Source organism: Paludibacter jiangxiensis (assembly GCF_001618385.1).
GTDB lineage: Bacteria > Bacteroidota > Bacteroidia > Bacteroidales > Paludibacteraceae > Microbacter > Microbacter jiangxiensis.
Genome location: NZ_BDCR01000001.1, coordinates 232,590 through 250,562 on the forward strand (window position 1 = coordinate 232,590; position 17,973 = coordinate 250,562).

The 17,973-nt window shown below is 44.6% G+C and carries 14 protein-coding genes; 11 read left to right on the forward strand and 3 right to left on the reverse strand.

Annotated features, from left to right (window positions below; genetic code table 11):
- Positions 1-73 precede the first annotated feature (73 nt).
- From PJIAN_RS00845 to PJIAN_RS00875, 7 genes are all read left to right on the forward strand, one after another.
- Positions 74-1,492 (forward strand): glutamate synthase subunit beta, encoded by a 1,419-nt coding sequence (locus PJIAN_RS00845; RefSeq protein WP_068701143.1) that lies wholly within the window; start codon positions 74-76, stop codon positions 1,490-1,492.
- A 187-nt stretch (positions 1,493-1,679) separates the two neighbouring features.
- Complete coding sequence (locus PJIAN_RS00850) at positions 1,680-3,929, forward strand: aconitate hydratase (RefSeq protein ID WP_068701144.1); 2,250 nt, start codon at positions 1,680-1,682, stop codon at positions 3,927-3,929.
- Between the two features lie 93 nt (positions 3,930-4,022).
- Entirely contained in the window at positions 4,023-5,279 is a 1,257-nt protein-coding gene (gene icd / locus PJIAN_RS00855; protein WP_068701145.1) for an NADP-dependent isocitrate dehydrogenase, read from the forward strand.
- Between the two features lie 131 nt (positions 5,280-5,410).
- Positions 5,411-6,775: a citrate synthase gene (locus PJIAN_RS00860; RefSeq protein ID WP_068701146.1), complete on the forward strand. Its 1,365-nt coding sequence runs from the start codon at positions 5,411-5,413 to the stop codon at positions 6,773-6,775.
- Positions 6,776-6,999: 224 nt separating this feature from the next.
- Positions 7,000-8,838, forward strand: a complete 1,839-nt coding sequence (locus PJIAN_RS00865; RefSeq protein WP_068701147.1) for a 2-oxoacid:acceptor oxidoreductase subunit alpha — start codon at positions 7,000-7,002, stop codon at positions 8,836-8,838.
- A gap of 10 nt (positions 8,839-8,848) precedes the next feature.
- Positions 8,849-9,859 (forward strand): 2-oxoacid:ferredoxin oxidoreductase subunit beta, encoded by a 1,011-nt coding sequence (locus tag PJIAN_RS00870; RefSeq protein ID WP_068701148.1) that lies wholly within the window; start codon positions 8,849-8,851, stop codon positions 9,857-9,859.
- A 100-nt stretch (positions 9,860-9,959) separates the two neighbouring features.
- Complete coding sequence (locus tag PJIAN_RS00875; RefSeq protein ID WP_068701149.1) at positions 9,960-10,907, forward strand: phosphoribosylaminoimidazolesuccinocarboxamide synthase; 948 nt, start codon at positions 9,960-9,962, stop codon at positions 10,905-10,907.
- A gap of 14 nt (positions 10,908-10,921) precedes the next feature.
- On the opposite strand, the gene PJIAN_RS00880 is transcribed toward PJIAN_RS00875, so the two are convergent.
- From PJIAN_RS00880 to PJIAN_RS00890, 3 genes are all read right to left on the reverse strand, one after another.
- Positions 10,922-11,614, reverse strand: coding sequence for a hypothetical protein (locus PJIAN_RS00880; RefSeq protein WP_068701150.1), 693 nt, complete (start codon positions 11,612-11,614; stop codon positions 10,922-10,924).
- 78 nt (positions 11,615-11,692) lie between these two features.
- The gene (der, locus tag PJIAN_RS00885) at positions 11,693-13,006 is read right to left on the reverse strand and encodes a ribosome biogenesis GTPase Der (protein ID WP_068701151.1); all 1,314 of its coding nucleotides are present in this window, start codon (positions 13,004-13,006) and stop codon (positions 11,693-11,695) included.
- An 86-nt stretch (positions 13,007-13,092) separates the two neighbouring features.
- Complete coding sequence (locus PJIAN_RS00890) at positions 13,093-13,620, reverse strand: SPOR domain-containing protein (protein ID WP_068701152.1); 528 nt, start codon at positions 13,618-13,620, stop codon at positions 13,093-13,095.
- 160 nt (positions 13,621-13,780) lie between these two features.
- Here PJIAN_RS00890 and PJIAN_RS00895 point away from each other — a divergent pair, with 160 nt between their 5' ends.
- The 4 genes from PJIAN_RS00895 to PJIAN_RS00910 all read left to right on the forward strand — a co-directional run bounded on the left by PJIAN_RS00895 (position 13,781) and on the right by PJIAN_RS00910 (position 17,970).
- Entirely contained in the window at positions 13,781-14,755 is a 975-nt protein-coding gene (locus PJIAN_RS00895; RefSeq protein ID WP_068701153.1) for a polyprenyl synthetase family protein, read from the forward strand.
- Positions 14,756-14,885: 130 nt separating this feature from the next.
- Positions 14,886-15,698, forward strand: a complete 813-nt coding sequence (gene lolB1, locus PJIAN_RS00900; protein WP_084252197.1) for a lipoprotein insertase outer membrane protein LolB1 — start codon at positions 14,886-14,888, stop codon at positions 15,696-15,698.
- A gap of 10 nt (positions 15,699-15,708) precedes the next feature.
- Complete coding sequence (locus tag PJIAN_RS00905) at positions 15,709-17,103, forward strand: murein hydrolase activator EnvC family protein (protein ID WP_084252198.1); 1,395 nt, start codon at positions 15,709-15,711, stop codon at positions 17,101-17,103.
- Positions 17,104-17,211: 108 nt separating this feature from the next.
- Positions 17,212-17,970 (forward strand): TrmH family RNA methyltransferase, encoded by a 759-nt coding sequence (locus PJIAN_RS00910; RefSeq protein WP_068701156.1) that lies wholly within the window; start codon positions 17,212-17,214, stop codon positions 17,968-17,970.
- The last annotated feature ends 3 nt before the right edge of the window (positions 17,971-17,973 follow it).

A 17,973-nucleotide genomic window follows, 5' to 3' on the forward strand; every position in this document is an offset into this window, starting at 1 on the left:
GACGAAAAAATCGTTTCTTCTCTTATGTCAGACGGAAAAAAGAAATTGTAAATAGTAAATTGAAAATAAGATAATGGGAAACCCAAAAGCTTTCATGAGTATCGATCGTAAAGAGGCCGGCTATCGGCCTGTTGACGAACGGGTATGCGATTTTTCCGAAGTTGAACAAACTCTCAACATTGAAGATCGCAAGTTACAGGCATCACGCTGTATGGATTGCGGCGTGCCCTTCTGCCACTGGGCTTGTCCGCTGGGTAACAAGCAGCCTGAATGGCAGGATCTTGCCTATAAAGGAAAATGGTTACAATCATATAAAGTACTGACTTCCACCAATGACTTTCCGGAATTCACAGGTCGTATATGTCCTGCTCCCTGCGAAAAATCATGCGTTTTGAAGTTGCACGAACAGCCTGTCACCATTCGTGAAAACGAAGCTGCTGTTGCGGAAAGAGTATTTATCGAAGGGTTGATCAATCCTATCATTCCGAAACAACGCACAGGCAAAAAAATTGCGGTAATCGGATCAGGCCCTGCCGGTCTGGCTTGTGCTAACCGACTCAACCGCAAAGGTCATACTGTAACCGTGTTTGAAAAAGACGAAACCATCGGAGGTCTTCTCCGTCTTGGTATTCCTGATTTCAAACTGCACAAATCAGTAGTCGATCGCCGTATTGACCTGATGAAAACCGAAGGCGTTGAATTTAAGACATCTGTCAATATCGGTGTCGATATTACGACAAAAGAAATCCTGAAAGAATACGATGCCGTTTGTGTAGCAATCGGCGCCGGCGTTCCGCGTGATCTGAAAGTTCCGGGTCGTGAATCCAAAGGTGTTTATTTTGCTCTTGAATTTTTACAACAACAAAACCGTGTCATTGCCGGAGTACAAATTCCTGATGCAGAAAGAATCAACGCTAAAGGTAAACATGTACTGGTAATCGGTGGTGGTGATACTGGATCCGACTGTGTTGGAACATCTGTTCGTCAAAAAGCAGAAAAGATCACACAGATCGAAATTATGCCCAAACCTCCGGTTGGTTCAAATCCTGAGACACCGTGGCCGCTCTACCCGATGGTTTTGAAAACATCATCGTCGCACATGGAAGGTTGCGAACGCCGCTGGAACCTTGACACACTGCGTTTCCTCAGCGAAAACGGACAGGTAACCGGTGTTGAAGTAGAAGAAGTAGAATGGACGAAAGACGAAAACGGTCGTATGAATTTGAAACGTACCGGAAAAGTTGAAACCATCAAAGCTGATTTGGTATTCCTTTCTATGGGATTTGTTCATCCGCTCTACGAAGGTTTGTTGCAGGAATTAGGCGTAGAACTGAACGAACGCAAAAACGTTGCGGTTGACGGTTCACACCAAACATCCGTAAACAAAGTGTTTGCTTCCGGTGATGCCGCTCTGGGCGCATCTCTGGTTGTACGTGCCATCGCTTCGGGTCGTGACACTGCCGAAAGTATCGACGAATTCTTGAAGGCTTGATCTACTTCCCTCTCAGCATATTTCGGTAAGCAGATACCAGGTTATCAGTAGAAGGTGGTTCCTGATACCTGCTTACCATTTATATGAGCTCTCCCGGTCGTCCCGATCGGCTCATATAAAGCTACTTTCTGTATCAGAGTGTTTTTCTGCCGTCCGGAAGCCCTTCCGGAACTAAAACCTACCGCTTATGCAAAACAACATTCTACCCCAAAATTTTTATTCCGCATATCAAAAACGGCTTGCCGAAGTACGTTCACATCTGAACCGTCCTTTGACATTGGCCGAAAAAATATTATACGTTCACCTCTTTGACTCCAAAGAGACAAAAGCATACCAAAGAGGTTCAGACTATGCCTATTTTGCGCCCGATCGGGTAGCCATGCAGGATGCAACCGCTCAAATGGCATTGCTCCAGTTTATGAATGCCGGCAAAAGCAAGACTGCCGTTCCGTCGTCGGTGCATTGCGACCATCTGGTTACGGCCAAAGTGGGAGCTTCAGACGACCTCCATTCGGCCAATGTGACCAACAAAGAGGTATACGATTTTTTGCTCTCCGTTTCCCAAAAATATGGCATTGACTTCTGGAAGCCCGGTGCTGGCATCATCCATCAGGTTGTCCTCGAAAATTATGCATTCCCCGGCGGAATGATGGTAGGTACCGACTCTCACACCCCTAACGCTGGCGGATTGAGCATGGTAGCCATCGGCGTGGGTGGTGCCGACGCCGTCGATGTGATGGTAGGCATGCCCTGGGAACTGAAGATGCCGAAACTGATCGGGGTAAAACTCTCCGGTCGCATGAATGGATGGACTTCACCCAAGGATGTAATTCTGAAACTGGCCGGAATCCTGACCGTAAAAGGAGGTACCAATGCCATTATCGAATATTTCGGCGAAGGCGTTTCTTCTCTATCCGCAACAGGAAAAGCAACCATCTGTAACATGGGTGCTGAAGTGGGCGCTACCACCTCCATCTTCCCGTTCGACGAAAAGACAGCTTATTATCTGAAAGCTACCGGACGTGCTGACATTGCGGAGCAAGCTGCTGCCGTAGCGGCCGATTTGCAGGCCGACGCAGAAGCTATTGCCGCTCCCGAAAAATATTACGACCGGGTAATCGAGATCAATCTCGACGAACTGGAACCGTATATCAACGGCCCGTTCACTCCCGATGCTGCCCATCCGATTTCCGAGTTCGTGAAGATCGTCAAGGAAAAGAATTATCCCGAAACGGTCGAGGTCGGACTGATAGGTTCCTGCACCAACTCATCGTACGAAGATTTGGCCAAAGCGGCATCCATTGCCCGTCAAGCCAACGAAAATAATATTGAAACGAAGGCCAAATTCATCCTTTCTCCGGGATCGGAAAAAGTGCGTGCCACGGCAGAGCGGGATGGTTTGTTAGCTCCGTTCGAACAATTCGGGGGCCTGATTATGGCCAACGCTTGCGGCCCCTGCATCGGTCAGTGGAAACGTCAAACCGACGATCCTCAGGCGCTGAACTCCATTGTTTCGTCGTTCAACCGCAACTTTGCGAAACGCGCAGATGGCAACCCGAACACCTATCACTTTGTAACATCGCCCAATCTGGTTACGGCTTTGACTCTTGCCGGTCGACTGACATTCAATCCATTGACCGACACCATTTTCAACAAGGACGGCAAAGCGATCAAATTACAGGAACCAGAAGGAGATGAACTTCCGCAACAGGGCTTTGCACAGGCCGAATCGGGCTGTTTGCAGCCATCTGCAGATGGTTCTTCTATCGAAGTAAAAATTGCTCCTGACTCACAGCGTCTGCAAAAATTGCAACCATTTGCGCCGTGGGATGGCAACGATTACAAAGGATTGGCATTATTGATAAAGACACAAGGCAAATGCACTACGGATCATATTTCAATGGCCGGAGAATGGCTGCGATTCCGCGGTCACCTCGAAAACATTTCCGACAACCTGCTGATGGGAGCCGTCAACGCCTTTAACGAAAAAACCAACGAAGTACTCAATCCGCTTGACGGTTCGTACGGAAAAGTATCGCAAGTGGCAAAAACGCTGAAAAGCAAAGGTATTTCGTCAATAGTAGTTGCCGAAGACAATTACGGAGAAGGCTCTTCGCGCGAACATGCCGCCATGGAGCCCCGTTTCTTAGGAGTCAAAGCGATCCTTAGCAAATCGTTTGCCCGCATCCACGAAACAAACCTGAAGAAACAGGGGATGCTGGCGCTGACATTTGCCAATGCTGCCGACTACGACCAAGTAAAAGAAACCGACACGATCGACATTCTCGGCCTGACCGAATTCGCACCGGGCAAGCCATTGACGATAAAATTGCATCATACCGACGGAAGCGAAGATAGCTTTGCCGCAAACCACACCTATAATCAGGAACAAATTGATTGGTTTAAGGCGGGTTGCGCACTGAATATGATGAAGTAATATTTGAAACGGGACAAGCGGCTTCCCTGCCGCTTGTAGATTTTCTCAAGCGACAAGGATGTCGCTTGTCCCAGCTAACAATTCAACAAAAGAATGAAAGTTACTTGTACAAACGGTCAACTGACCGTACCCGATATAGTTACCATCCCGTTTATTGAAGGCGATGGTATCGGCCCCGAAATAACCGGGGCTGCACAAAAGGTAATCAATGCCGCTGTTACGAAAGCCTATAATGGAAAGCATTCCATTGAATGGAAAGAAGTGCTGGCCGGAGGCAAAGCATTCGAGCAAACCGGTTCATGGTTACCAGACGAAACACTGGCTGCTTTTCAGGAATACCTCGTCGGTATCAAAGGTCCGCTGACCACGCCGATTGGCGAAGGCATCCGTTCGTTGAACGTAGCGCTTCGTCAAACACTCGACCTGTTTGTCTGCCTGCGCCCCGTACGATGGTTTAAGGGAGTTCCCTCACCTGTGATTCATCCCGAGAAGGTCAACATGTTTATCTTCCGCGAAAACACCGAAGATATTTATGCCGGAATCGAATACATGACTGGCGATGCCAACTGCGAAAAATTCAAGAAATTCCTGATCGAAGAGATGGGTGTGACAAAGGTTCGTTTTCCAGAAACATCCTCCTTCGGTGTAAAACCGGTTTCGAAAGAGGGTTCGGAGCGCTTGGTTCGTGCCGCTATTCAGTTTGCGGTCGACCGCAAATTACCGTCTGTAACGCTGGTCCACAAAGGCAACATTATGAAATTCACCGAAGGTGCCTTCAAAAACTGGGGCTACAAACTGGCCGAAGCAGAATTCGGAGATAAAGTATTCACGATGGCCGAATACCAGCAAATAAAGAAAAGCGAAGGGAAAGAGGCTGCCGATGCCGTTTACAAACATGCCGTCAAAGAAGTCAAAATTATTGTGAAAGATGTGATTTGTGACGCATTCCTGCAAGAATCGTTACTGCATCCGGAGGAACACTCTGTAATTGCCACCATGAACCTGAACGGAGATTACGTATCGGATCAGCTGGCTGCCTGCGTGGGAGGAATAGGCATAGCTCCGGGAGCAAACATCAACTACAATAGTGGCCACGCCATTTTCGAGGCGACCCATGGCACCGCTCCCGACATTGCAGGAACGGGCAAAGCCAATCCGTCGTCATTGCTGCTTTCGGGCGTAATGATGCTCGACTATCTGGGCTGGAACGAAGCTTCGGTATTGATCGAAAATGCCATTGAAAAACTGATGGCTGAACGCAAGATGACGGCTGATCTCTATTCGCAGACGGAGAATGCAACCCTGCTTTCGACAAACGAATATGCAGATGCATTGATCAGTTTGTTATAAATCGAAAATTCTGGTACACTAAAATATTTTGTGGCATCCCCACATTTGAACAAACCAACAGACCGGAGTAAGATTTCCTGAGTCTGACGAGAGAAAGAACCTGTAGTATTAATTTTATAACATGAAAGGTTATGAGTACAGATGACATCATTAAAAAGCTGACTGATTCCATCAAAGTCACAAGTTACATCGACAACGAGCTTTTTATCAAATATAATGTAAAGCGTGGTCTGCGTAACGAAGACCACTCCGGAGTATTGGTCGGCCTGACCACAATCGGCGATGTTGTGGGTTACGAACGACAGGAAGGGGGGCCGCTGAAAGCTATTCCCGGTAAACTTATCTATCGTGGCATTGACGTGGAAGACATCGCCGAATCGTTACAAAAGACCCATCGTTTTGGGTTCGAAGAAACAGTGTTTCTCCTTTTAGCTGGTTACCTTCCGTCAAAAGAAGAACTGGATTCTTTCAACGAGCTGATTTCAGAACAACGCCGCATTGAAGACATGTCGAAGTTCAGTATCCTACAATTACAAGGGCATGATATCATGAATATTTTGGCTCGTTCCGTCATGATTATGTACACCTTCGACGAAGAAGCAGACAATACTTCGCGCGAGAACCTGATGAAGCAGGCAGTGTCGCTTATCGCCAAGTTCCCTACTATCATTGCTTATGCTTATCATAGCATGCGCCACACCTATCAGGGAAGAACCATGGCAATTCGTCACCCCAAGGACAACCTCTCGATCGCTGAGAACTTCCTTTATATGCTCAAAGGGCCGGACAACTATACAGAACTGGATGCCCGCATTTTGGACATGGCACTGGTACTTCATGCCGATCACGGTGGAGGTAACAACTCGACCTTCACCATCCGTGTTACCAGTTCGTCAGGAACCGACACCTATTCGTCGGTAACAGCCGCCATTGGATCGTTGAAAGGACCATTGCACGGGGGTGCCAATCTCAAGGTAATCGACATGTTCAATCACCTGAAAGAGGTTATTTCCGACTGGAATAACGAAGCCGAAATCAAAGAATATCTGCTGAAAATGCTCCGCAAAGAAGCATATAACCGCACCGGTCTTATTTACGGTATTGGCCATGCCGTTTATACCATTTCTGATCCGCGTGCTGAAATTTTGAAAGTAATGGCTCGTGATCTGGCAAAAGAAAAAGGCCGCGAGGATGAATTTGCGTTCCTCGAGCTGATCGAAAAACTGGGCGTGGAAACCTTCATGGAGTTCAAAGGAAACAACGTCAACAAGCGCGTTTGTGCCAACGTTGACTTTTATTCCGGATTTGTTTACGAAATGATTGGTCTGCCTAAAGAAGTCTTTACACCGATCTTTGCCATGGCACGTATTGCAGGCTGGATGGCTCACCGAATTGAAGAGCTAAACTTTGATAGTAAACGAATTATCCGTCCGGCTTATAAAAACGTGGCAGACCGGAAAGATTACGTGGCACTGGAACAACGAAGCCGAAAATGAGATAGATACACGGTGGTTGCTATGATAGCAGCCACCGCCCAATCTAAACATATTGCAACAAATAATAAATGCAATTAAAATGTGTATCTTTTTGAAATAAAAATACCAAAAAAACATCGAATCTCAATATAGTTTGTACCTTTGCAGTCAAGTAAATACTTTGTTTCACAAAGATATAATGCTCTAAACAAGACATATTTAACTACACAACCAATATAACCCTCATGTCGAAAACAGCAAAAGTAATTGAATTGGATCAAGTGGTTGTTCGATTCTCCGGCGACTCTGGCGATGGAATGCAGCTCACCGGCACACTTTTTTCCAATTTGTCAGCCATCCTTGGCAACGAAATCTCCACATTTCCTGACTATCCTGCCGAAATTCGCGCTCCGCAAGGAACACTAGGCGGCGTATCAGGTTTTCAGGTTCACCTCGGTGCACAAAAAATCAATACTCCGGGCGATCAGGCCGATGTTTTAGTAGTTATGAACCCGGCAGCCCTGAAAGTAAACGTAAAAGCTATCAAACCGGGTGGTGTAATCCTTTTTGATGAAAACACCTTCGACGAATCAGGCTTGAAAAAAGCAGGTTTTGTCACTGACAATCCATTTGAAGAACTTGGTTTGAAAAACGTTCAATTACTGGGCGCTCCCCTCACCGACCTGACAAAATTAAGCCTTGAAAACAGCGGGTTTGACAACAAAACTATTGTTCGCTCAAAGAATATGTTTGCTCTCGGTCTGGCTTGTTGGTTATTCAACCGTCCAATTGACAAAGCGCAGCATTTCCTGGAAACCAAGTTTTCAAAGAAACCTGCTATCCTTCAAGCCAACCTCAAAGTACTGATCGATGGCTTCAACTATGGTAGCAACACACATGCTGCTGTATCGACATATCATATCGGCAAATCTGAAATTGACAAAGGACGCTATACAAGTATCAACGGTAATAAAGCTGTAGCTTTCGGTTTGATTGCGGCTGCCGAAAAAGCCGGCTTACAACTATTCCTGGGTAGTTATCCAATCACCCCGGCAACTGACGTTATGCACGAACTTGCAGCCCGCAAAGATTTGGGCGTACGCGTTGTTCAGTCGGAAGACGAAATTGCAGGTATCTGTACCGCTATCGGAGCAAGCTTTGCCGGAAATCTGGCAGCGACTTCCACATCAGGACCCGGCCTGGCACTGAAAAGTGAAGCTATCGGCCTGGCTGTAATGGCAGAATTACCTCTGGTGATTGTTGATGTTCAGCGTGGCGGACCGTCTACCGGACTTCCTACCAAAACCGAACAGGCAGACCTTCTGCAGGCACTTTACGGCCGTAACGGAGAATGTCCGTTGGTTGTAATTGCAGCAGGAACACCGGACGACTGCTTCGACTACGCTTTCATGGCAGCTAAAATTGCGGTGGAACATGTAACTCCGGTTATTTTGTTAACCGACGGTTTCATCGCGAATGGCACCTCTTTGTGGAAATTGCCAAAACTAAGCGAATACCCCGCCATCGTAGCTCCACGTCCGACAGAACCTGCCGAAACATGGAAAGCTTACATGCGTGATCCTGAAAAACTAAACCGTTACTGGGTAGCTCCGGGAACTCCGGGATACAACCACCGTGTTGGCGGTCTTGAAAAAGATTTCCTCACAGGTGCTATCTCCACCGACCCGAAAAACCACCAAAAAATGGTTGACGTACGTCAGGCCAAAATTGATAAAATTGCAGATTATATCCCCGAACTGGAAGTTTACGGAGATGCTTCGGCCGACACCCTTATTGTGGGTTGGGGCGGAACTTGCGGACACCTGCGTTCGGCAGTTGACAAGTTGAACGAAACCGGCAGCAAAGCAGCTTTGGCTCATTTCAACTACATTATGCCGCTACCAAAGAATACCCGTGAAGTTCTTTCGAACTACAAGAAAATAGTTGTTTGCGAATTAAATAACGGCCAGTTTGCCAGCTACCTTCGTTCTCAACTTCCTGAAATCACTTTTTCACAGTTCAACAAGGTTCAGGGACAGCCCTTCGAAGTCCATGAAATCGTTGAACATATAACATCTCTTTAATCTGCCAATTATGAGTTCTCAAACATATACAGCACAAGATTTTAAAAGCGACCAATACGTGCGCTGGTGCCCGGGTTGCGGTGACTTTGCCATTTTGAATTCTATTTACAAAGCAATGGCAGAACTAGGCGTTGACCCATCTCAGACTGCGGTGATTTCCGGTATCGGATGTTCTTCCCGTCTGACTTATTACATGAATACTTATGGTTTCCATACCATTCACGGCCGTGCTGCGGCTGTTGCAACCGGCGTAAAATCGGCCAATCCTGATTTAACCGTATGGCAATTCACCGGCGACGGCGACTGTTTGGCCATCGGTGGAAATCACTTCATCCATGCCGTTCGTCGCAACATCGACATCAACATCGTATTGCACAACAACGAAATTTATGGTCTTACGAAAGGTCAGTATTCTCCGACATCAAAGAAAGGTTTGATTACCAAATCTTCTCCTTTCGGAACGATTGAGCGTCCTTTCCGACCTGCAGAATTGACTTTCGGCGCACGCGGAACATTCTTTGCCCGTACCATCGATGTAGACACCAAAGGATCGACCGATGTAATGGGGGCTGCGGCCAAGCACAAAGGAACCTCTGTTGTTGAAGTGTTGCAAAACTGCGTTATTTTCAACGACGGCGCTCACAAAGAGATCAGCTCTAAAGAAGCCCGTGCCGAAAAGACCATCACGCTGGAACAGGGAAAACCAATGTTATTCGGCAAAGACAACGAAAAGGGTCTTATGCTCGACGGCTTTAACCTGAAAGTGGTTACTCTGGGAGAAAATGGCATCACCGAAAAAGACATTCTGGTGCACGATGCCACTACCGAAGATAATACTTTACATCTGAAACTGGCCAACATGACCGGTCCGGATATGCCTGTGGCAATGGGTGTGATCCGTAATTTTGCCACAAGCACCTACAACGATGAGCTTGTTCAACAAATTGAAGAGGTTCAGGCGAAATCCAAGATCAAGACTTTTGACGACTTATTGAAGAGCCTCGATTCCTGGGAAATCTGATAAAATTAACTATGAACAATTGATGAAAGAAATTTACTGCGTATCTTTGCCACGCGTAAATTTCTTTTGTCATTTATAACCGTATAAATCGTAAAATATAATGAGACAAGCATTAACAGCTACTGAATTTAATTTTCCCGGGCAAACGGGAGTCTATCATGGAAAAGTGCGCGATGTATACAGCATCGGAGATCTTTTGGTGATGGTTGCTACCGACCGAATTTCTGCATTTGACGTTGTATTACCGAAGGGAATTCCTTTCAAAGGACAAATGTTGAACCAGATTGCCGCCAAATTCCTGGATGCCAGCTCTGACATTTGCCCAAACTGGAAACTCGCTACACCTGACCCGATGGTAACCGTTGGTGTTCGTTGCGCTTCGTATCCGGTTGAAATGATTGTACGCGCTTATCTTTGCGGAAGCGCCTGGCGTGCTTACAAAAGCGGTGTTCGCGAAATTTGCGGTGTAAAATTGCCTGATGGTATGCGTGAAAACGAAAAATTTCCACTACCCATCATCACCCCGACAACTAAAGCTGAGTTGGGTCTCCACGACGAAGACATTTCAAAGGATGAAATCATCAAACAAGGTTTGGTTTCAGCTGATGAGTATGCTGTTTTGGAAAAATACACTTTGGCATTATTTGCCCGTGGCACCGAAATTGCTGCTGAACGCGGCCTGATTCTCGTTGATACCAAATATGAATTTGGCAAATACGACGGAAAAATTTATCTGATCGACGAAATTCACACCCCCGACTCTTCACGTTACTTCTATGCAGAAGGGTATCAGGAACGCTTTGAAAAAGGCGAAGCTCAGAAACAACTTTCCAAGGAATTTGTTCGCGAATGGTTGATGGACAATGGCTTTCAGGGGAAAGAAGGACAGAAAGTTCCTGAAATGACCGAAGAAATTGTAACTGGAATCAGCGAACGCTACATCGAATTGTTCGAGAACATCACCGGTGAATCATTCGACAAAGCCGATACCACAAACATTTCGGAAAGAATCGAAAAGAATGTATTGAATTATCTTGCAACCCGTTAAGGGCTGCAAGGTTTTTATCTGCAATTACAGGCTTTATCAAGCAAATGATAAGACACCTTCACAACACCCTCGACTATCAGGTCGGGGTGTTTTGAATAATATGGTGAATACCCATCCAGATAATCACTTGTTCCGAAGTGATACTTCCCTTCAAATCTCAAATCGATGATTTTTGTAATGGGGAAACGCAGTCCTAATCCTGCAATAAAATTTATTCCACCCCCGCTTTTTGAAAGCTTATCACCCTTATTGGGACGACCGGAAGTCGGAGAGAAACTCTGATCGGAAACACTGGCACCGATCAGCCCCACCCCACCTACTAAATACAAGTCAATAGGAATTCGTTGTTCTGAAAAGAAAGAGAACATTTCAAAATTTACCAAGCCTGAAACTTCTCCGATAAAAGCAGAGTATTTATAATCGCGGGGATGCCGGGTAAAATCGCGGGTACCCTGATACTTTTGCAATCCGATATTAGCTACATAGGCAAGACCGGCCATAAGGTATTTCCGGTATTCCGCAGTATATATCGTCCCCACATCCTGTTGGATAAAATCTTTAAAGAATCCATGCGCTGAATAAGTAGCAGCAGCATCACTGAACATGTAACCATAACCAATTCCGACAGAGATGGAATGTTCATGCGCCTCATAGTCATAACCCTGAGCAGACACATTAAAGCATGACCCCATAAGAATCATAGCCATTAACACTATAATTTTTACATGTTCCCTCAATTTCATTAATTTTTTATTTCTCTATAGATTTTGGTTCTGTTTCTAATATTATTTGTGCCTCATAAACAATAGCAGCGGCGTTCCCGTAAACTCCCACATACTTCGTAATTTATTTTCGAGAAACCTTATGTATGGATCTTTTACGTATTGTGGCAAGTTGGCAAAAAATACAAATGTAGGAACCTGCGTATCTGGCAACTGTGTCACATATTTTATCTTTATATACTTACCTTTAGTCGACGGCGGCGGGTAATTTTCTATCAGTGGAAGGAAGTACTCATTCAACTTATTAGTTGATATTCTTCGGGTCTTATTTTGATAAACAGCGACTGCTGTTTCCACCACCTTGAATATTCGCTGCTTGGTAAGCGCAGATGTAAATATAATAGGAAAATCCGTAAATGGGGCTAAACGTTCCCGAATTGAGTTTTCAAAAGCCTTAATATCCTTCACTTCCTTACTGTCCACAAGATCCCATTTATTCACACACACAACCAATCCCTTGCGGTTTTTTTGAACCAGAGAGAAAATATTCAAATCCTGGCTCTCAATTCCACGAGTAGCATCAATCATCAGGATACAAACATCCGAACTTTCAATAGCCCGTATCGCTCTTAAAACCGAATAAAACTCAAGATCTTCATTTACCTTGCTCTTTTTCCGGATCCCGGCTGTATCTACCAGATAAAAGTCATGTCCGAATTTATTATAGCGCGTATAAATTGAATCTCTTGTAGTACCGGCAATATCCGTTACAATAGCACGCTCATCGCCGATCAACGCATTTACAAGAGATGATTTTCCTGCATTAGGACGTCCAACTACTGTAAATTTGGGAAGATCTTCGAGGTCTTCTTCTTCGGCTTCGCTTTTCAGATGCGCCAAAACTTCATCCAGAAGTTCACCGGTTCCCGAACCGTTTACAGCTGAAATCACATAAGGATCACCCAATCCAAAGGCATAAAACTCTGCGGCCTGATACTGTAAATCAAAAGTATCGGCTTTATTTGCGATCAACACAACCGGTTTTTTACCTCTTCGCAATATGCTTGCAACCTGCAAATCCAGGTCCGTAATTCCATTCAGGATATCAACGACAAAAAGGACAACATCGGATTCCTCAATAGCGATAGAAACCTGACGCTTAATTTCTTCTTCGAAGATATCATTTGAATTCACCACCCAACCTCCGGTGTCAATCAGGGAAAACTCTCTTCCGTTCCATTCGACTTTCCCATATTGACGGTCACGGGTAGTACCGGCTTCTTCGTTTACGATCGCTCTGCGGGTTTTGGTCAAACGATTAAAAAGAGTTGATTTTCCGACATTAGGTCGGCCTACGATAGCTACAATATTGCTCATGAATTATGTTATTAATCTGATGCATAATTGCATCAACTTTAAAAAAAACGATTTTGGTTATTTCTAAATCCGCAACAAAGCAATTATTACTTTGCCGGAACTTTAATTTTATCCCGTACCACATACAAATCCCTTTTCACCTGAGGATATGCTTCTCCTATCTCCGATTTCAGTTGTTGAGCGTCCTGCATTGTACGGCAGTTGCCCGCTCTCACTTTCCAGAATGGAGAATGATACGATACATAGACCGGAACATTCGGAAGCAACTGCTGAAATTCTTCCTCAATCCGGAAAGCTTCCGATTTGGCTGTTTTTTGAATATTACTGGAATAAACCTGCACCCGATACCCCGGAACCTCAACAGTATTGACTACCGTCAACGGTTCGACAGTACCGACGGAATTCTCAAATGTTTGTGTTTGTGTGACCGTTTTCTTTTTAACTCCATACACCAAAGATTCAATTCTTTGATCCTGATGCACTTTAACGACGGCTTTTGCAGATGTATCTTTACTCTCCAAATGAGAGAAAATGTTTTGGGCAGACACACATAAAACACTAACAAACAACACACTAAACACAACAACTTGTTGCTTTACTGATCTTTTCGGCATACTAACAAAATATTTTGCAGCACAATACGCACAAATTGAGACAAAGATACACATTTTTAGAATAGAATTGGCAATCCGGGCACAAATGTCATTTTGATTTTTTCCAAAGGTTTATAGCGATATTTTTTATAACTTTGTGCCTTTAAGAAAATGCTCGTAAATGAAAGATATAGCTGCAATAAAGCAACCGGTTATTAACGATTTCCAACGTTTTGAAGAGCAATTTAAAGCTGCTTTTCATTCAGACAATCAACAGCTAACCGAAATATATACATACCTACTGACCAATGTTGGCAAGCAAGTACGTCCGACACTGACTCTGTTATGCAGCAAATTATGCGGAAAAATAAACGACACGGCAATACAGGCTGCTGTTGCACTGGAACTTATGCATACTGCCAGCTTATTGCATGATGATGTCGTTGACGAAGCCAAGGAGCGTCGTGGAAATCCGTCTGTATATGCCCAGTGGGGAAATAAAACAGCAATTTTATCGGGAGATTATTTACTGGCGGCGAGCTTTCTGGTTATCACCGGCATCAACAACTCCCGAATCTGGATGATCCTTGCAAATGTCGGGAAGCTTTTAGCCGAAGGTGAACTTCTGCAACTTAACAAAGCTGATGGTGAAACGGTTAGCGAGACTCATTACTTCAAAGTTATTGAAAGTAAAACCGCCACTTTATTTTCTGCATGTACTGAAGTTGGAGCCATATCTGCCGGAGCTGATAACGAACAGATCAAACGAATGCGCGAATTCGGTGAAAATCTGGGTATTGGCTTCCAGATTAAGGACGATATTTTTGATTATTCTGACAGCAATATTATCGGCAAACCTACAGGCAACGACTTAAGAGAAGGAAAAATAACCCTTCCGCTGATTCATGCTCTCAAAATCTCTTCGGAAAGCGAACGCCATGACATTTTGCACAAGATACAGTCCATTTCAACCAACGAATCTTACGTAGCTGAAATCCAAGAATTCGCAAGAAATAAAGGAGGCATAACATACGCTGAAGAAAAAATGGCTTATTACAAAAATAAAGCATTAGAAGCTTTGTCTGCATTTCCCGATAACGAAGAAAAAGAAGCTCTTATCGCCATTTTGGACTTTGCCACTGCCAGAAACTACTAACAGGCAGCAATTCAGCCATCTAAAAACTGCTTAATGAAACGATCATGTTGGTTCTCATCACATTGAAGTGAATTACGAAAATTTCAACAACATGAAGTTACATACGACCTTATAAATAAATTATTATCGTATGAAAATCAAGACATCTATTTTAAGATATACTATGGCAGTTTTACTGCCACTGCTAATGATTGTCAGCTGCAGTGCCGCTAAAAAGATTACGGCATCATCGCCAACAACCGCAAGCACCACTTCAAAATCAGCTTTTCAATCCAAGTTGCATCTACCGCAATTCTCGACGATGAATGCTGCGAAATGTAAGTTTACACTATCTTTTCACGAAAAGAGTTACTCCATATCGTCTTCTGTCAAGATAATCAAAGACAGCGTGATACAGCTTTCCATCATGCCCATCCTTGGCATTGAGATGTACAGGGCCGTATTGAGTCGCGATTCGGTGACCATCATTGACAAAAACAATCACAACTATTTTGTGACCGACTATAGCTTTTTCCAAAAACGATTTGGTGTTGCTATCAGCTTTAAAGATGTACAGGCTCTCCTGTCCAACCAACCGCTAAACTCACCGGACGAGAGTACCACTCCATCAAGTCTGACACCGAATGAAAACGGATATGAATGGATAACGTCGTATAAAGATATGAAAGCTGACTATCAGTTTTCAAAAGAATATCAACTGGACAAAACGACGCTTGAGCAAACCACATCGGATGCTAAATTCAATTGCAGCTACTCTGATTTTGGCACGTTTGACACAGTTGTTTTTCCGGCGCTCTGTTCCATTGATGCATCTCACAATCAGAAACAAGCCGGATTTACTATCTCGTACAACAAGCTCACATTTAACACTCCGTTAAACATCAACGCAATTAATCTATCAGACTACAATCGTGTAGGACTCGATCAAATTCTTCCATTCTAAAACCGGTCAGATGTACGCAAAAAGGAATTTTGTCATTTTTCTATTGCTCGCAATAATTTCATTTCCTGCCTTTTCTCAATCGATCAAGGATTTGCAGGCTCAAAAAGCAAAATTGCAGGAAGAGCTGAAAATGACCAACAAATTGCTCATTGACACAAAAAAATCAGCAGCTTCATCAGAAACAAAACTCGCCATCATACGCCAGACTATTGCATCGCGAAAAGTGTTGATTGAAAATCTCAGTCTACAAATCAATGCTTTGGATCGGCACATGGACACGTTGCAATCAGAAAAAACGCGTCTTTCACAACGACTTTCACGGTTGAGAGCAGACTATGCCCGACTGCTTCAGGAAGCACAAATTCGCAAAAGCACTTACTCCCAATTACTTTTCTTATTCTCGTCAGAATCCTTTGGACAGGCATATCGTCGTTTGCGTTATCTTCAGGAGAGCAGCGATTATAGAAAGAAACAAGCGTATGAAATTTTAGGCGTTCAGGAAACAATCACACACAAACAAAACGAAATCGTTCAGGCCAAGCAATCGAAAGTTGTAACGCTAAGCCAGAAAGAACAGGAAAACAAGCAATTGCAAAGCGAGCAATCAAAAGAAAATAAATCGCTCAACGAATTAAAAAAGAAAAACAAAGAGCTACAGGCTCAGCTCTCAAAGCAACAACGCCAGGCAAATACCCTGAATGCGAGAATAGAGAGAGCCATTATGGAGGAAATGCGCCGTGAAGAAGCCCGCAGAGAGGCTGCCCGACGCAAAGAACAACAGGCAAGAGAAGCGGCTGCGACCAAGAAAGCAGCAGCGGATAGAGCAGCTGCTGAGCGTGCTGCAAAAAAACAAGGCAAAAAATCCAAACAACCCGTTGCTACAGAAGAAAAAGCACAGACTCCGGTTGAAACATCAAAACCATCACCAGCAGCACTTCCGGCAACATCAGCCTACGTTGACATGATGACAAAAGAGGAAGCGCTTGTTTCGGGTAACTTTGCCGCGAACAGAGGCCGCTTGCCCTGGCCGGTAGAAAAAGGCTACATCCGCGGTCATTTCGGCATTCAGCCCCACCCGGTTCTGAAACACGTAACCACCAATAACAAAGGAATATACATTCAGGCTCCGCGCAACTCCGATGCACGAGCCGTATTTGACGGGATTGTTACTCAGCGATTTGCCATTCCGGGCAACAACAATGCCATCATTATCCGTCATGGAAATTATCGTACGGTCTATGCTAACTTAACCTCAATTTATGTGAATGTAGGCGACCATGTTTCGCCTCGTCAACGAATAGGAAAGATCTTTGTCGACGATGAAAACGGCGGAAAGACAGAGCTATACATGATGCTGTGGCAAGACAAAACTTTGTTGAACCCCGAATCGTGGCTTGCCCGATAACACATAATACCCGACAGAACTCTATAAAATGTTAAGAGGGCGTCTCTTTCGGTTGGTCATTCCGAAATCCATCGTATATTTGACCATCAACTAATGCTGTCTAAATCTATGTTATCCGCTTCCCAGATAAAATTCATTCGTTCGCTTGCTCAAAAAAAGGAGCGGGATGCTTCCGGTCTTTTCGTGGCGGAAGGTTCGAAAAGCGTACGTGAGTTGCTACAATACTTCGACTGTCAACTGCTTATCCTTCCAAAAGAAGATACTGAAAAATACGAAGGTCGTATTGACGAAACCGTTTATGCGTCACCCAAAGAAATTGAAAGGGCATCGTCTCAAAAAACGCCGCAGGGTGTAATTGCTGTTTTGAAAAAACCCCAAAACAACAAGCTACCAGACTTCTCTGAAAACAATCTTTATCTGGCATTAGACGGCATTCAAAACCCGGGAAACCTCGGAACTATTATCCGGCTGGCCGACTGGTTCGGAATACGGCATATTTTCTGCTCAGCCGACACCGCCGACGCATTTGGCCCGAAAACCGTTCAGGCCACAATGGGAGCATTAGGACGTGTAATGATTCATGCTGTCGATTTACCCGAATTTCTCCGTGACAACCAACCGAAAATTCCTGTTTACGGAGCTTTCCTTGGAGGTGATTCGATATACAGTGCCAGTTTGCCCGATAATGCCATAATCGTCATGGGCAACGAAGGCAATGGCATTTCCGATAAAGTTGCAGAGCACATCAATAACCGGTTGGAGATACCCTCTTTTGCCAATGGCGGAGAGACATCTGAGTCATTGAATGTTGCTGTGGCAACCGCGATTGTCTGCTCCGAATTCAGGCGCAGAACACTACCCCTCTAATAG

What these genes read in the sequence shown, in the direction of transcription:
- der (WP_068701151.1), bottom strand. Translation starts at nt 13,006, where the DNA reads ATGAGCAATATTGTAGCTATCGTAGGCCGACCTAATGTCGGAAAATCA.
- lolB1 (WP_084252197.1), top strand. Translation starts at nt 14,886, where the DNA reads ATGAAAATCAAGACATCTATTTTAAGATATACTATGGCAGTTTTACTG.
- icd (WP_068701145.1), top strand. Translation starts at nt 4,023, where the DNA reads ATGAAAGTTACTTGTACAAACGGTCAACTGACCGTACCCGATATAGTT.
- PJIAN_RS00905 (WP_084252198.1), top strand. Translation starts at nt 15,709, where the DNA reads ATGTACGCAAAAAGGAATTTTGTCATTTTTCTATTGCTCGCAATAATT.
- PJIAN_RS00895 (WP_068701153.1), top strand. Translation starts at nt 13,781, where the DNA reads ATGAAAGATATAGCTGCAATAAAGCAACCGGTTATTAACGATTTCCAA.
- PJIAN_RS00870 (WP_068701148.1), top strand. Translation starts at nt 8,849, where the DNA reads ATGAGTTCTCAAACATATACAGCACAAGATTTTAAAAGCGACCAATAC.
- PJIAN_RS00880 (WP_068701150.1), bottom strand. Translation starts at nt 11,614, where the DNA reads ATGGCTATGATTCTTATGGGGTCATGCTTTAATGTGTCTGCTCAGGGT.
- PJIAN_RS00845 (WP_068701143.1), top strand. Translation starts at nt 74, where the DNA reads ATGGGAAACCCAAAAGCTTTCATGAGTATCGATCGTAAAGAGGCCGGC.
- PJIAN_RS00890 (WP_068701152.1), bottom strand. Translation starts at nt 13,620, where the DNA reads ATGCCGAAAAGATCAGTAAAGCAACAAGTTGTTGTGTTTAGTGTGTTG.
- PJIAN_RS00875 (WP_068701149.1), top strand. Translation starts at nt 9,960, where the DNA reads ATGAGACAAGCATTAACAGCTACTGAATTTAATTTTCCCGGGCAAACG.
- PJIAN_RS00910 (WP_068701156.1), top strand. Translation starts at nt 17,212, where the DNA reads ATGTTATCCGCTTCCCAGATAAAATTCATTCGTTCGCTTGCTCAAAAA.
- PJIAN_RS00860 (WP_068701146.1), top strand. Translation starts at nt 5,411, where the DNA reads ATGAGTACAGATGACATCATTAAAAAGCTGACTGATTCCATCAAAGTC.
- PJIAN_RS00865 (WP_068701147.1), top strand. Translation starts at nt 7,000, where the DNA reads ATGTCGAAAACAGCAAAAGTAATTGAATTGGATCAAGTGGTTGTTCGA.
- PJIAN_RS00850 (WP_068701144.1), top strand. Translation starts at nt 1,680, where the DNA reads ATGCAAAACAACATTCTACCCCAAAATTTTTATTCCGCATATCAAAAA.